This window comes from Paenibacillus sp. 598K (genome assembly GCF_003851045.1).
GTDB lineage: Bacteria > Bacillota > Bacilli > Paenibacillales > Paenibacillaceae > Paenibacillus_D.
Map to the genome: position 1 here is coordinate 40,611 of NZ_BFBX01000126.1, position 15,987 is coordinate 56,597.

At 58.2% G+C, this 15,987-nt stretch carries 12 protein-coding genes; 2 read left to right on the top strand and 10 right to left on the bottom strand.

What is annotated here, in order from left to right; genetic code table 11:
* The first annotated feature begins 64 nt into the window (after positions 1-64).
* Entirely contained in the window at positions 65-655 is a 591-nt protein-coding gene (locus tag PA598K_RS29125) for a DinB family protein (protein ID WP_128660303.1), read from the top strand.
* Between the two features lie 302 nt (positions 656-957).
* Positions 958-1,263, top strand: a complete 306-nt coding sequence (locus PA598K_RS29130; protein WP_128660304.1) for an HNH endonuclease — start codon at positions 958-960, stop codon at positions 1,261-1,263.
* A gap of 568 nt (positions 1,264-1,831) precedes the next feature.
* Here PA598K_RS29130 and PA598K_RS29135 read toward each other — a convergent pair.
* From PA598K_RS29135 to PA598K_RS29180, 10 genes are all read right to left on the bottom strand, one after another.
* Positions 1,832-4,417, bottom strand: a complete 2,586-nt coding sequence (locus tag PA598K_RS29135) for a GH39 family glycosyl hydrolase (RefSeq protein ID WP_128660305.1) — start codon at positions 4,415-4,417, stop codon at positions 1,832-1,834.
* A 38-nt stretch (positions 4,418-4,455) separates the two neighbouring features.
* Positions 4,456-5,337 carry a carbohydrate ABC transporter permease gene (locus tag PA598K_RS29140; RefSeq protein ID WP_128660306.1) on the bottom strand — a complete coding sequence of 294 codons (882 nt, stop codon included), beginning with the start codon at positions 5,335-5,337 and terminating at the stop codon, positions 4,456-4,458.
* Positions 5,338-5,355: 18 nt separating this feature from the next.
* Positions 5,356-6,255 (bottom strand): ABC transporter permease, encoded by a 900-nt coding sequence (locus PA598K_RS29145; protein ID WP_128660307.1) that lies wholly within the window; start codon positions 6,253-6,255, stop codon positions 5,356-5,358.
* 65 nt (positions 6,256-6,320) lie between these two features.
* Positions 6,321-8,027 (bottom strand): extracellular solute-binding protein, encoded by a 1,707-nt coding sequence (locus PA598K_RS29150; protein WP_128660308.1) that lies wholly within the window; start codon positions 8,025-8,027, stop codon positions 6,321-6,323.
* 111 nt (positions 8,028-8,138) lie between these two features.
* Positions 8,139-9,743, bottom strand: a complete 1,605-nt coding sequence (locus PA598K_RS29155) for a response regulator transcription factor (protein WP_185602296.1) — start codon at positions 9,741-9,743, stop codon at positions 8,139-8,141.
* A 1-nt stretch (position 9,744) separates the two neighbouring features.
* Entirely contained in the window at positions 9,745-11,577 is a 1,833-nt protein-coding gene (locus PA598K_RS29160) for a histidine kinase (protein WP_128660310.1), read from the bottom strand.
* A 427-nt stretch (positions 11,578-12,004) separates the two neighbouring features.
* Positions 12,005-12,949, bottom strand: coding sequence for a DUF1861 family protein (locus PA598K_RS29165; protein ID WP_128660311.1), 945 nt, complete (start codon positions 12,947-12,949; stop codon positions 12,005-12,007).
* Positions 12,950-12,976: 27 nt separating this feature from the next.
* A complete protein-coding gene (locus PA598K_RS29170) occupies positions 12,977-14,086 on the bottom strand; it encodes a glycoside hydrolase family 130 protein (protein WP_376739090.1) in 1,110 nt (369 codons plus the stop codon).
* 131 nt (positions 14,087-14,217) lie between these two features.
* Positions 14,218-15,096 carry a carbohydrate ABC transporter permease gene (locus tag PA598K_RS29175; RefSeq protein ID WP_128660312.1) on the bottom strand — a complete coding sequence of 293 codons (879 nt, stop codon included), beginning with the start codon at positions 15,094-15,096 and terminating at the stop codon, positions 14,218-14,220.
* 18 nt (positions 15,097-15,114) lie between these two features.
* Positions 15,115-15,987: carbohydrate ABC transporter permease (locus PA598K_RS29180; protein ID WP_148092008.1), on the bottom strand; the 873-nt coding region annotated here is incomplete at its 5' end.

Genomic DNA, 15,987 nt, shown 5'->3' on the forward strand with positions numbered 1-15,987 from the left:
GCTGCTGTCAGTAGCGTTTATGTATGCTGGACTCAGCTTAGACTGAGAGGAGCAGGATCGGTACATGGGAAGAGATACGAAAGAGACGTTGCGTATATTCGAGGAAACAGTGGACGGTTACATTCGAGCTGTAGAGGACTCCGAGCTTGAGCAGCTGCTATGGAAGCCAGCGCAAGACGAATGGTCGCTAGGTCAGATGTACATGCATCTCGTCGGCTCTGCGCAGATGATGCAGCTGAAGAATGCCGCATTATGCCTTGATACGGATGAGAGCGCGGAAGGAACGCAAGCAGGCAAGACGGAGCTTGGCGTCGCGCTGTTCCAAGCGGGGAGCTTCCCGCCCGATCGGGTCCAGGTTCCTCCGTCCCCGCAGTATACGCCGCAGCAGCCGGAGAGCAAGGAGCAGTTGATCGAGGGATTGCGGAAGACGGCGCGTCGGATGACCGAGCTCGAGCCGAGGATTGCGGCAGCGTTTGATTCAGTTGCCTCCGCGCGCGCGGAATCGCCCCAACAGCTCGCGCACCGCACTGTTCTCCACCCGCGAATGGGCGGGCTGAACGCACTGGAGTGGTTCCAACTGGTCGAGATGCATTATCGCCATCACCAGCACCAGCAGCTGCGCCTAGAGGCTGCTTGGCGGGAAGCCTTGCGGTAAGCCGGCAGCAGACAGCGCATGCACGGCGGGAAGCTCAGCGGTGACTTGCAGCGGATAGCGACGGCCCGTCTTATAGGATAACCCCCTTCCGATCATGCATGCCGAATTAACTGCTTCATCGTCCTTGTACGACGCGAGGAGCTTCATCCAATATTGCACCAAATCAACCAAATGCCCGTCAGGTCTGGACGCAACATGCGGCCTCGCCTGACGGGCATCTGGTCTGGCATGGACGAGATTGGCATCCCGCTCGTCAAGGCGCTATACTGGTGGCAAAAGACTGCGAGAGGAGACGTCGACGTATGAGTCCCAGCCGATCGGATCAGTGTATGCTCTGCGGACGCCAGCCGCTCGAGACGACCGTTCATCACCTCACTCCCAAGGAAAAGGGCGGGGCCGGCCAGCCTACTGCCGACATCTGCAGCGCCTGTCACCGTCAGATCCACGCCCTCTACACGAATGCCGACCTCGTCGCACGCGAGCTGACGACGATCGAAGCGCTGCAAGCCGAGCCAGAGATGGCCCGTTTCCTGCGATGGATTAGCAAGCAACCGGCCAGCGTCAACCCCCGCGTACGCAAGTCGGAGCATGTACGTCGCAAACGTTAGTCTTCAGCTGCACATGCGGCGTCCACTATCCGCGAGCACTCTCTCCCCCTCATCGTCCCAACCGCCCAAGACAAGAGTGTTTTTATGCAAAAACGAGCCAAAGGAAGTTGGCTACGAATGGCCTATAGAAAACTCTGCTTATCCATTCCACCTTCAGCATGTGAAAAAGCAACAACTGCAAAACTACCTTTAATTTCGGCAAAACTGCGTCGAAACGGTTAAATAAGTGCAATTGTGCAGTTAATTCATCGCGATTACGCCGAATGTGTGCATATCCGCAAAAATAACTGTACTTTTGCAGTTAAATTCGGTCTATGTGCAGTTTAGGGTATAAATAAAGGTATTATTGCAGTTAAATCAGTGCAAAGACTACTCGGAATCCCGTATACCGGCGGCCAGGCTCGACCAGGACAAGTTTTTCTTGCAGGCGCGCACCGCTATGCGCTAATTCTTACTACTGGCACTGGTTGCTATGCGGACTGTGCTACTGCTCTTTGTGCGGCTATGTTCTGCCCTAAGCTACCCTTCCCCTGCGCCGCTACCCTACATCGCACCCGCGCACGCTCTGCTACTGCTTAACGAACTCCACCTGATCGACATAGTACCATCTCGACGCTGGCGAGTTGGAGTAGAAGCCGATCGTGCATTGGCCGTTCGTGACGTTGATGTTGGGGATGCTGATCTGCGTCCAGGCCGAGGCAGTCGGGATATTCGTCGTGACGCCGGAGCCGCCGTAATCCTTGGCCTGCATATAGGCTGTGCCGAGACCGCCATAATCGTTTTTCACCCACGCCTTGAGCGTGTAGAGCCCGTTGCTGAGCCCTGTCATCGTCTGATAGGTGTACGTTTCATAAGGGGCGTTTTTCCAATGCACCAGCTTATACGAACCGTTATAAGCGCCACCCTCGGTGTAATCGCCGCTCAGGTCCTTGCCTGTCGTGTACCAGCTCGATGGCGATTGCACCGACGCCGTATTGTCCTCGAAGCTCGGATTCACCACATGATTGTACACGTAATTGAGGTTCACCTTGCTCAGTTGCGGACTGTACGACAGTGCTCCGCCCGTCGGGAATTCAACCTTCACATATTCGGTACCGGCTGGCACGGAGCTTAAGGTGTACACCCGTCTCGTCCAGTCTCCGCCGTTGATGGGCGCATCCGAGCTGGTCCAACCCGTCTGCTGCGTCCAGGTCGTGCCGTTCGGCGAGGTATAGAGCTTGAAGTTGTTGATCGCCTCCGCATGCGTCGCAAACAAGCCGGTCGCGCTGAAGCTTCTGATCCCGGGGTACTTATAGATGACATGCTCGGCAGGCGTCGCGTTGGTGTTTTTGCGAGTGACGCGGCTGTTGTCCCCTAGCACCGATGCATTGGCCGTATCGAAGGCGAGGCCCGAGCTATGGGCATACGTTTTGCTCCAGTCGTTCAGATCGTCCGTCATCGGGGTCGTCGTCACCGTATTGGTCGCATTCGTAATCTCGTAGAATACGACGCCGTGAGTCGTCAGTGTCGGCTGGAGCACCAGCTTGTTACCGGTGACGGTTGCCGTCGTCGTCGTTGGCGTGATCGTGGCTAACGCCTTGTAGACGGACTCGCGGGAGTACCAGTAGTTCCGATCCGACGCGTGCACCAGATACTTGGGCACCTCCATCGAATATTTCGACCAGCTGTACGCCGTGTTCTGCATCCCTCGTGCGACCACATCGTTCACCCAGGTCTGCCAGAAGTTGCCGTGCGTATCGTCGACGATCCACTGCTTGACCGTGACTGTGTTGCCTGACACCGGGGCGATGTTATCGATCGTCAGCGTTGGCGTTTCCGTGACATTGGCATTCATGTTCGGATTGTGATTGTAAGTCATCACATGGACCGTGTTCGTACCCCGATTGAAGCTGGCGACGCCATCGATCTCATTGGCAGGGTCCGCCGCAGATCCGGTGACGGCCAGGCCGACCCGGTGGTCGCCGACCATCTTGTACGTCAGGTTGGCGATGTGGGTGCTGACGGGGGTCACGCCGCCCCAGAATGCCTCCGTGCTCAGTCCCCAGGTGGACAAGTAGTCGATCTGGGAGTCGTTCATAATCTTGAACAGCTTGGCGTCGTACGTCCCCTGATAGCTATGCGCGACGATGCGGGAGAACAAGGCGCGATTGTCGTCCCCCGGACCGTTCAGGATTCTGCCCTCGTCGATCCCGAATTTCAGGTTGGTGAGGCCGACCGAGTGGGCTTTGTCGCGAAGCAGGTTGATCGTATCCGCAAATGAGTTGCCGGAGCTGCCCACGCCGGGAGCGCCATCGTAATAAGAGGCGGCGAGATAGTCGATCTGCGTGCCGATCGCACCCGTCTTGTAGTTCGTCCCCGTCGCCACATGGTCGATGAAATCCCGCTCGTCCCATAGTGCATTGATAACGGACATGCTATGGGCGCCGACATTCAGATTATTGGCGCCGATCGCGGCTTCCAGGGCGGCTACCGTATAATCATAGAGCTTGAAATAGGCGATTTTCGTCGTGTTCGGCGAACCGTCGGCCGCGATGAACCAATCGGCGTTTTCGTATTCGGTCAGCACGCCCCAGGTCCACGTCTTCACTTCATTGATGCCAAACTCCGCAACGACCGCATCGGCGATCGCTTTAATATAGTTGTAGTACACATCGTAGTTGTCCGGCGGTCTGACGTTGACGCCAAACGCGCTGGAGATATGCGGATTAGCCGTGAACTTCAGCGGTACGGCTCCGGTCTTGATGAAGGGCTTGAGCCCCTGATCGACGACGTTGTGCAAGGCAGTCAGCAGCTCGTCGAATTTGTAATCGGTCATCGTCGACCTGTCATTCGGGTTCACGAATAAATCGCGCTCCGCACTGCCGCCGGTTGCCGTCATAAACTGCACGTTTTTCACAAAGGGGTATTGCGTAGCAAAATAAGACGCAGGCCGGCCTGTCGCTTCGGAGGTCCAATGAATCCGAAAATCCCATACATTGATCATCTCGTGTTTGTTATCCATCACAGGGCCTTGCGCTGCCAGGTTGACGTTGATTTTCACATTCCCTGCCGCTTCCGCCTGGCCTGAGGGGACTATCCCATGCAGCGTCGATAACAGTCCGAGCAGCGCGCCCCATTTCGCCAGCTTGCCTGCCGTTTTTCCAGTAACCTTCATGAAGATCCGCTCCTTTGCCCGTGTATGAAGCTTGATCCTTACTCTTTTACGCTGCCCAGCACCATCCCTTTGACGAAGTACTTCTGAAGGAATGGATAGACCATCAAGATGGGCAGTGCGCCCAGCAGCGTCTGCGCCGCCTTCAGCGTCCGATCGGACACCTCGGCCAGCATGGTCATATCGCTTGAATTGATCAAGGACAGATCGTGATTGATGACGACAGTCTGCAGATAGCTCTGAAGCGGATAATTGGTCGGCGAGTTCATTAAGATCAGACCGTCAAACCAGGCGTTCCAATGGCCAACAATCGCAAATAATCCGATGGTCGCAATCGCCGGCAACGATAACGGAAGGAAGATCCGCCACAAAATCGTCCAATGGCTCGCGCCGTCCACGAAGGCCGACTCTTCGATCTCCTTGGGAAGCGAGCGAAAAAAGTTAAGCAACAGCACCACATTAAACACCGGCACCGCGCCCGGTACGATAAGCGCCCACAGCGAGTCCAGCAAGCCGGCTTCCTTGATGACGAGATACCACGGGATAAACCCGCCATTGATAAAAATCGTCAGCACGAAAAACCAGGCATACCAGGTTCGGCCCTTAAAGCTTCGCGACTCCTTGGAGAGCGCGTAGGCGAGCATGACGGTGAGCAGCATATTGACCGCAACGCCCAGCACGACGCGCTGCACACTAATCTGCATGGAACGCAGGAATTCCTGCTTCTGCAGCACGAAAGAATAGGACTTGAAGGTAAAATCAACCGGCCACAGCTCCACGATCCCGGCGCTCGCTGCCGTGCTGGAGCTAAACGAAATCGCCCAAATGTGAACAAGCGGAAAGATGCACAACAGGCTGATCGAAATCAGAAAAACATAGTTGGCCGCCGCAAACAGTTTCCCGCTGAAGGAAGTATAGGTCACCTTTCGCTCTCCCTCCTTCTAGAAAATCCGATAATTCGCCAAGCGATAGGCCAGATAATAAGAAACGGATACGAACACGACGGATACAGCGGACTTGAACATCCCCATGGCGGTCGCTACCGCGTATTGGCCATCGACCAGGCCAAGCCTGTAGACCAGGGTGTCGATAATATCGCCGCTCTCGTACACTTGCGGGCTGTACAGGTTAAACACTTGCTCGAAGCCTGCATTCAGGACATTGCCCAGACTTAATGTCGACATAAGAACGATAATCGGCAGCATGCCCGGGAGCGTCACATGGAGCGTCTGCTTCCACCGTCCGGCGCCGTCCATTACCGCCGCTTCGTACAAGGTCGGATTGATGTTCGTCAGCGCAGCGAGATAGACGATCGTGCTGAACCCAAACTCCTTCCACACATCGGAGAGGACGAGCATATAAGGGAACCAGCGATTATCCCCCAGGAAAAAGATCGGCTCCAGTCCGATAAACGCCAGCGCTTGATTGACCAGGCCGTAGGAGGGGGAAAGGATATCGATCATAATCCCGCCCAAAATAATCCACGATAAAAAGTGAGGCAAATAGATCAGCGTCTGCACGCCGCGCTTGATGAACGACACGCGGACTTCGTTGAGCAGCAGCGCAGTGACGATGGGAGCGAACAATCCAGCGACGATTTTCATAAACGAGATATAGACGGTATTCCAGATGACGTCGCCTGTCCCCGGCAAGGCAAACACATAACGAAAGTTGTCCCAGCCGATCCATTCCGAGTCCCCGATGCCTTTGACGATCGAATATTTCTGAAAAGCAATGACGAGTCCGGCAATCGGACCATAGCTGAATACAAGAACGAGCAGCAGCGCCGGCAGCACCATCAGATGAAGCGGCAGTTGCCGCGAGCCGATTTTTCGGAACATATGTCAAGCCACCTTAGGAGCGGCATCGATGGGGCCGCGCACGGCCCCGATCCTTGCCAGCCGGTTTATTTCGTTGCGTACCACTCGTTAACCTCGGCCGTAATCTGATCCCCGCCGAGCTTTTTCCAGCTCGCCACGAAGCTGTCGAATTCATCCAGCGAAGCGCCAAGAATAATTTTCGTGAACGTTTCCAGCTCCAGCTTCTCCAGGGTCGCTTTGCGGTCTCCCATCGTGGCCGTCGGGGCGCCGATAAATTCATTCGTCGTCAGTTGCTTGTTCTGATCGTAATACTGGCCGATGACGGACCAAGCGCTCTCGGCGCCGAATACGCGATCCGTGCCCCAGCCTGTAGCATCTCCGCCCTGATAGGCGACGATTTTATCGTAATAGCCCTTTTCCTCGGCCGTCAGCTTCGACGCATCGCCCGACTCCAGAGCAGCCTTCACATTTTGCTGCGCGCCGATCAGGCCTTTGCCTGTGCCGGTATTCGTGAGCAACGCGTACTTGTGGAACTCGATGCCGTCCTTGCCATGGTAGACGTCCGGGTTCTGGCTGTCCCCTGCGAAGATATCCGTCGTCACATTAAACAGCTTGACGATCGCCTCGGGATGCTCGTAGCCCTTGCGCACGACCCAGAAGGTGTTGTAGTCCAGACTGCTCTGCGCATTGGCCGGGTTGCTGTCGATGGATGGGATCGGGAACGCCTTCCAGTCTGCCTGCGGCTCCTTGTCCTTGTTGCCTTGCAGCGGCCAGAGCGGGTTCCACATCGCGCCGAAATGCATGCCAAGCTTCCCGTTCACCGCAAGCTCGGATACCTTGCTGCCGTCCTTGACGCCGAACTCCTTGTCGATCTGGCCGGCGTTGAACATCTCCTGCAGCTTGGCGAGGGCGGCCTTGACCTCCGGCTGGATGCTGCCATAGACGAGCTGGCCTGCGTCGTCCTTGACCCATATCCTCGGATACGCGTGGAATCCGTTCATGAATCCGGTCACATCCGGGTAGCCGCTGAACAGCTCCTTGGAGAGCGCCAGGCCATACGTATCCGGCTTGCCGTTGCCGTCCGGGTCCTGCTGGGTAAAAGCCTCCGAGATCGTGAATACGTCCTGCATCGTCGACGGCTCGGGAAGCCCCAGCTTGGCGAGCCAATCGATGCGCACCCATAACAGCGGCGCGTTGCCAAAGTAGTCCTCCGCTTGCGGAATCGCCAGCAGCTTGCCGTCTACCGTAGACGCCGATTTGGCGATGGCACCGTTCTCGATCAGCTCCCGACCGAGCGGAGACACGTACTTCTCATAGACCTGGGTCAGATCCTCCAGTTGCCCCGCATCGGCAAGCTGCTTGAACTGCACCGCGTTGACTCGGAACACATCCGGCAGGTCTCCTGCAGCGATGGAAGCATTCATTTTTTGATCGTATTGATCGCTTTGCACGACCCACTTGTTCGAGAGCTGAATGCCCAGTCGATCGGCATAGGCAGCGTTCCAGGCGTTTTTGTCGAACGACTCCCCATCCTTAAATTTCACGGTCGAATCCGTGCCTCGGGCAATAGCTACCTGGATGGGCGGGTCGTATTTGCCGAATGGATCGATCGCTTCGCTTGAAGCGTTTTCAGAAGCGTTGTTGCTTCCTTCTGTGTTGGTCGCACCGGTAGACGCGCCGCTTGGGTTGCCTTTGCTGTTGTTGCCGCCGTTATTGCCATTGGCGCAAGCGGCGCTCATGAGCAGCATCACAATCGTCAACGACAGGCCGATATATTTTGCCATGCGTTTCATGCCAATCCCCCTTGAGTCGTGTTGTATAGAGCAGCTGTCCTACGCTCTTAATTATAGGAGCGGATGTCTGGAGGCGAAATCGCACGTTTTTGACATCGCGCATTCAATTTTTTACTTCCTGTCTCTGTACTCCTGGGGCGTCATGCCGGTCTCCTTTTTGAAGAAGCGTCCAAAATAATTGGCCGAGTCGAAGCCGACGCGACTGGCCACCTCATGGATTTTGAGCGCAGAGTGGCTTAACAAATCCTGTGCTTTCAAGATTTTCATTTCTTTGGTGTAGTCCAGCACGCCGATGCCCGTCTGTTGCTTGAACAGGCGGGAGAGGTACGATGGATTCAAATAGACAATGTCGGATAATCGGCTGAGCGACACATCCTGATCCAGATGATCGGCGATATACTTCTTCAGCTGACCGATGATCGAATGCGTGTTTTCCTCGCGCTGCTCCTCCTGCCAATGGACCCAGCTGTCCAGACGATCGTCGAGGTAACGCAGCGCTTGCTCCCAGGAGGAATGCTCGCCGAGACTTTTCCACTGGTAATCAAAGGCTTCGCGCGATATCGCTCCGCTGCGATTGCGGTTGGTCAAGGAGATCAGCAAGTACCCAAGGCCATAGTAAATCTCGGACAGCACCTCCACCTCATGCCGACAATGCAAGGAGAGCGCCTTCAGCTTCCTGTACGTCTCCGCGAAGTCCTCCCTCGCGCCCGGCGATCCCTCCGGCTCCATCGTCAGCAGCCGCTGCAGCGTGCTCCTCGCTTGCAGCTCGTAGATGCTTTTGTCCGACTTCCCTGCACTCTCCAGATGCCGATCCGTCAACAGCATCTCCTCGCCCGCTCCGAGGCCGTGGAACAACACCTCGTTCAGCTCGGCGTAACGGGTCGGCAGTACCGCCCAATCCGACGAACGAGCCCCGATCGCAAAGGACATCGTCACCTTCAAGTAAGTCTTGCATGCCGACTGGATCGATTCCAGCGTGCCCTGGACAAAATGCGCCAGCGCCTCCGTGTCGGACTGCAGCAGCCATACGAAACGGGAGGCCTCCGGCATAATCGAAACCGCCGTCGTCTGCTCGAACAGCTCCTCGGCCATGTTCTGGATGGCATACGAGAGCAGCGTCCGATCTCTGGGCGACAAGTCGTCCCGCCAACGATCAACACGGCCCACGACCATCAGCACCTCGCGCCCGGTGTCCAGCGCGATGCCAAGCTCGTCCATTCTCCCCTGCGACGCCTGTTGCTCTCCGCGCAACAGTTGGGTGACATACTCCTTGCGCAGCATTGGCAGCGTCTCCTGGAACCGCTCGGCGGCACTTTGTACCCATCGCTCCGTCTCCATCTGCTGCGACAGCTTCTCGGCGGCCTGGGCGACTGCGGCTATGATCGCCTCGTCGCCGTCGGTTTTGAGCACATAGTCTACGCCGCCCTGGCGCAGCGCGGACTGGACATAGCGGAAGTCGTCATAGCCGGACAGGAACACGACCTGACAGCGCGGCCACCGCCGGATCACCTGTCGATGCAGCTCCAGCCCATCCATCCCGGGCATGCGGATATCCGAGAGGATAATATCGATCTTGATTTTCTCCAGGCAAGCCAACGCTTCTACAGCGGAGAAGGCTCGGTAGACCTCCAGCTCGAGCGGGGCCTCCTCCTCGAACATGAGCTGTAACCCTTTGACGATTTTCGGTTCGTTATCTACGATCAGCAGTCTGTACATGTCATTCGCCTCCATTATGGTCCGCAGGCAGGCGCAGCGCGATCCGAAGTCCGCCGCGATCCGACCTGTCCGCCGTCATCATGCCCTCGTCCCCAAAATACAGCTGAAGCCGTCTTTGCACATTGTAGAGCCCCGTATTTTCAAGCGGCGACTGCTTTTGCGCCAGCAAGCTATGAATCTTGGCCAATTGCTCCTCCGACAAATCCCCGTTGTCCTCGACGTAGATCATCAGCCATCGCCCCTCCTCGATGAAGCCAATGTGGATGAAGCCGGGCTCATCCCGATCCTCCAAGCCGTGATTGTATGCGTTCTCAAGCAATGGCTGCACGATCAGCTTCGGTATCTCGCGATCTCGCCAGCGGGGCGGCAGCGCATCGAACTCCACTCGTATCTGATCCTCGAACCGGATCTCCTGAATGTCCGCATACGCCTGGGCATGCTTGATCTCCTCCTCCAGACGGATATGGTCGTTGCCTCTCGTAATATAGCGGAAATACTCTCCCAGACTGCGCGTAACCCGGATGACCTGCTCGATCTCATGCATCTTTGCGGTCTGATACAGGTTAAAGAAGCAGTTGTAGAGGAAATGGGGATTGATCTGCGATTGCAGCTGCTTCAGCTCCGCTACCTTGGCCTGGTACCGCTGCACATATACCTCGTCGATCAGCTCCTTCAGACGGTAGACCGTCTTGTTGAAGCGATCGAACACATAGCTGAACTCTCCCGTCCCTCGCCCTTGCATCGCCGCGTCTAGATCGCCCCGCTCCAGCTTGCGGAAGGATAAGACGAGCTGGGCCAAGGGCCGGTGGATCAGCCGGTAGATCCAGTACGAGAACAGGACGACGATGACGAAGGAGACGATCGACAGCCACCGTACCCGATCCTTGTAGAGCTTTAGGGGACCGATGATGTTGCTCTCCTTGACGAATACCGTCAGCGACAGCCCCAGCTTCGCTGAATGGGAGGAGAAAAGAAAATACGATTCGCCGTTAACCTTAAGCGTTTCGTACGGTTCGCGGCTCAGCGCGTACGATTGCCCGCTCGGCGGCTGGGCGCTTCGTTGGAGCTGAGCACTTGCTTGCAGTTGGGCGCCGTGTTGGAACTGGGCGCTTTGTTGCGGCTGGTTGACTCGTTGCAGCCGCTCCTTGACCGCTGCCGTCACGTCAGGCTCGACGCTCCCGCCCGCCACCGACCAGGCCAGTCCGTCATAGGCGAGCAAGCTCCCTCCATCCTGCAGGTTGGTGAACTCGTCCAGATACGTGGTCAGGCTCGCATCCGATATGGCCAAGCCGAGCGTAAATACAGGCTGCCGATTCAGCGTGCCCGGGTAAGGCAATGTAATCCACAGCTTGCCCTGGTGGACGATGAACGGCGACGCGAAGCGGTCGCTCGGCCGATTCAGCGCCTCTCCGTCCCCGGCCGGAATCTCGCCATAGCCATCCGTCGATATTCTGCGCCCGAGCAGACTGATGTCGACGAAGCTGTCGGCTACGAAGCTCGTGGCATTCTTCATCAGCCGCAGCCGATCCTGCAGCCGCGACACCGCCTCCGTGAAGTCGACATAGGACAGATCGTCCCGCGTACTGAGGAGGTCGATATCGTCATCGTTGACATAGTCGGTCTGCAAGCCCAAGGCGCGATTGAAATCCAGCTCCAACGTGCTCATAAACGACACCATCCGCTGCTCGATCGTCTGCGTGATCTCCTTGCGGACAAGCGTCTTGCTCTGCTCGTTCATCTGGATGCTCAGGGCGAACAACGGCAACAACACAACTAAAAAGGCCATGATTAGTTTGGGAAAGATGGAGATTCGGTCTCCCCAGCGCGGTTTCATCGGCAGCTCACCATTTTCCTCGTAGAATAGTGTCTATTATAGGGGCGGCGCTCCCGCTTGAACATCCCCCCCGCCTCACGCTCCGCAAAGGAACATTCATAGCGTTATTTCGCCCCAATCAGCTGTTTTGGCGGGGCAAGCGAACATAGGTAACGCTATTCCTTACCAAATCGCCCCTTTCGGGGGTGATCGGACAAAATAAGAACACTCATGTTCCTCTCATCGCTCCAATCGCTTGTTTTTAGCAAAATAACGATACTGAGGTTCCTTTCGCATGCCATGCCGTGCCACGCCCGATCCACGTATGCCCCGCCCGATCCACAACAGAGGAACATCCCCTCCTCGCGCTAGCCCATAAGAAGCGCACGGCGGCGCGCAGGCAACAAAAAAGCAGCCCGCTAATCGGGCTGCTCTCTCTCATGCGATATTATGCCTGCTCGTACTTGAGGAACGGGTCGGGGATGCGGAGCACCTGCGCCTCGGCGTCGCTGGTGCCGGCGTACAGGTCGGCCGTGCCGTCCGAACGACGATGCAGGCCGCCGCTGAACACGACGTCGACCAGATCGGGCCGCTTGGCCGGACCCGGCTCGAAGTCATCGCGCTCGGCGATGATCTCCATCGGCGTATAATCCCCCGTCTGCGGATCGACGGCGAATACCATCGGATAATAATGACGATTGCCCGAGTCGCAAAAGCAGGCGATATGCCCAAGCACGCCCAGCTTGCCATTGGCCAGCCGGTGCACCTCGTTGGCGCCGCCCCACTCCTCGATAGCGAACTGGTCGAACACCGGCGCATCGTCGACCACCTGGATCGACAGGTCGGCCAGACGATCGACGCGGGCGAAGCCGATCTGTCCCCGACCGCCCTTGGCGCCTTGCGGCCGGGTGAAGATGCCGATCCCGCCATCCGCCAGCTCGACCAGGCGCAGATCCTTCATGAAGTCCGGTCCCTGGAAAAACGGCTTCAGCTCGGCGATCGACGCGCCCTTCATCATGACCGTGCGCCAGCCGAGATGGCCCTCGCGCTCCGGATGCGGGAACGTCTGCACGCCGCCGAGCACCAGCTCGCCGCCGATAAAGGTGAAGAACGGGTCCTGCAGCGCATAGACCGGCGCGCCGATGCGCGGCTCCCATACCTCTCCCCGCCGCACAAAAAACTGAATCTCCGATATCTCGCTATCCCGGCTCTCGACGCGTCCGGGGATGACCCATTCGCCGTCATCCTTGATCGGGCCGGCGATGTTGTAGACGTCCTTACCCTGCACGCCAGTCATGCGAAGCTTCTCCGCTTCGAGCGGCTTGCCGCCTCGCAGCCGGTAGTCCGAGACGAGCTCCTCTACCCGTTGCAGTCCTTGCGTTGTCCATTGCATAGTGTATCGTATCCTTTCTGCCGCAGCTTACGCCAGTCGCGCCATGATCTGCTTCAGGCTCAGTGTCGCCGCCGCCATCGTGTCGTCCGACGCGCCGTAATACATGACGATCTCGTCTCCCGTCTCGACCGCGCCGCAAGCGAAGACGACGTTGGCAAAAAATCCGCTCGTCTCGTACTCGGCCTCCGGCGTCAGGAGCGGCTGCTCCATCCGGGCCAGTACGCGGTCAGGCTGCACGAGGTCCAGCAATGCAGCCCCCATCGCATAATTATGCTGATCATCGGCGCCGTGATACAGGATGAGCCAGCCACGGTCGGTCTTGATCGGCACGCAGCCCGCGCCGATCCGCGCGCTATCCCACAGACCGGGCCGCAGCCCCATCAGGAAGCGATGGTCGCCCCAATGGATCAGGTCCGGCGAGGAGGCGACCCACATCTCGGGCGAGCCCAGACCCTCCGGCACCGGACGGTGCAGCATCCAGTACTTGCCGCCGATCCGCTCCGGGAAGATCGCTACATCCTTATTCGTCGGGGGCAGGATCAGTCCCTGCCGCTCGAACGTCGCAAAGTCGGCGGTACTCGCCAGACCGACCGCGACGCCCTTCTCCGAGACGGCGCTATAGGTCGTATAGTATCGATCCTCCAGCCAGGTGATGCGCGGGTCCTCGATGCCCCAAGCCTCCATCGCTTCAGCCGGCAGCAGCGTCGGCCACTCGTCGATGTCGAAGCGCAGGCCGTCGCGGCTGCGCGCGACGCGCAGATGCGAGATCGAGGTCAGATACAGCGTCTGCCCTGCCCGATCGCGCACGACGCGAGGGTCGCTGAAGTCCAGCCCGGCATCGTCGCGATCAAGCGCGACGATCGTCATCGGCCGCTCCAGTCGCTCTGCCTCCGAGCCCTCCACATTCAGCACCGGGACGAGCACCTGCGCCGGGTCGCTCTGACGCGGACGCTCCGCCACCCGCAGCAGCAGGATCGTCTCGTCGCCGTGGCGATGGACACCAGCGTTAAACACGCCCAGCACCTCCCAGTCCGGATACGACGGGACGATATCCCCCGGTCCGATCAACGGATTGGCCGCCGCGCGGACGGCCATGACCGTCTCCTCCGTCGACGCAGTCTTATCTTCTCTAGTCATATGGTTCCTCCTATCGAGCATCGCTGCTCTCTATTCTCCGCACTCCTCCATCCGTCTACTCCGATACAGAGCGGTCACGGGCGACGCCAGGAGCGCCCATGCTGACCAATCGCGCGAACAGTCGCGGGACGTCAGTCTTTGATCCCCGTGAAGGTGATCCCCTCGATAAAGTAACGCTGGGCCGCGAAGAACAGCACGATGACCGGCAGCGCCACCAGCGTCGACATCGCCATCAGGTAGTTCCACTGCGGCGCTTCGTTGATCCCGCCCATAAAGAAGTACATCCCGACGTTCAGCGTATAGCGATCCATGTCGGACAGATAGATGAGCGGGCCTAGGAAGTCGTTCCAGTAGCCGCGGAAGGCGAAGATCGCCACCGCGAGCAGCGCAGGCTTGATCTGCGGCAGCATGATATAGTAGAACGTCTGAAAAAAGTTGGCCCCGTCGATCTCGGCTGCGTCGTCCAGCTCCCGGGGGAGCGTCAGGAAAAACTGCCGCAGCAGAAAGATGTAAAACGGTCCCCACGCCGTCCACGCTCGCAGCACGAGCGGATCGAACTCGCCGACCAGACCCAGCTTCTGCCAGATCAGGAAGGTCGGGATAAGCGTCACATGGAACGGCAGCATCATCGTCGCCAGCAGCACCAGGAAGATGAAGCTGCTGCCCGGGAAGCGGAAGCGGGCGAACCCGTACGCGACCAGCGTGGCGCTGACCAGCTCGGCGATCAGCCCAAGCACGACGATGAACACGGTATTGGTCAGATAGATATGGAACGGCCTGGCCGTCCACGCCTCGGCGAAGTTGCTCCACTGCGGCGGGTCCGGCAGGAACTGCGGCGGCCACGCGAATATATCCGCATTGGGCTTGAGCGCCGTCGAGATCATCCAGAAGAAGGGCACCAGGATGACCGCCGCCAGCAAGGTGATGATAACATAGATGAGCGTTCGATTCACGCGCTTGGACCATCTCGCCTGCGGCGAGGACAGTCCGGCGGTTCTGCTATGGGACATCGGTAATCTCCTCCTTCCTTAACGCTTCGCTTCCGATTCGTAATGGACCCATGCCGGGCTCGAGCGGAAGACCAGCAGCGTCAGCGTCAGGATGATCAGGAACAGCACCCAGGCGATGGCGGACGCTTCGCCCATCTGCATCTGCGTGAACCCGCGCTCGTAGACGAGCTGGTTCATGAACTTGCCTGCCCCTGTCGTCGGCCTTACGAACATCGCGATCGTGAAGATCTGCAACGCGCCGATCATGCCCATGATGACCTGGAGCAGGATGACGGGCGAGATCTGCGGCACGGTAATATGTCTGAACTTGGTGAGCGCCCCCGCGCCGTCGATCTCCGCCGCCTCGTAGAGCGACTTGGGCACGCCCTGCAGTCCGGCGAGGAAGACGACGGTGTTCGTCCCGAAGATGCCCCACAGGCTCATGATGATAAAGGCGCCGAGCACGTAGCTCGGGTCGCCGAACCAGTCGGGACGCGGCCAGCCGAAGGCGTTGTAGACCGGCGAGAGCGTATAGTTGATGATGCCCGTCTCGCTGTTGAACATCCAGCGCCAGATCAGGGCGACCGCCACCTCCGGCATGACCGCCGGCAGGAAGTAGATCGTGCGGAACGTGCCGATGCCGCGCAGCTTGTTGTTGAGCAGCATCGCGACCAGCAGCGCCCCGATGACGCCAAGCGGCAGGGAGAGCAGCGCATAGAGCAGCGTGATGCGGATCGACGGCCAAAATTCGATATCGTTGGTGAACAGCTTGACGTAGTTGTCGATGCCGGTCCACCGGCTCGCGCCGAAGATCGTCGATTGCGTAAAGCTCAGATAGAGCGAATTGAGCAGCGGGTATAACGTAAATACAAGAAATCCGACAATCCACGGCGACACCAGCGCCAGGCCGAT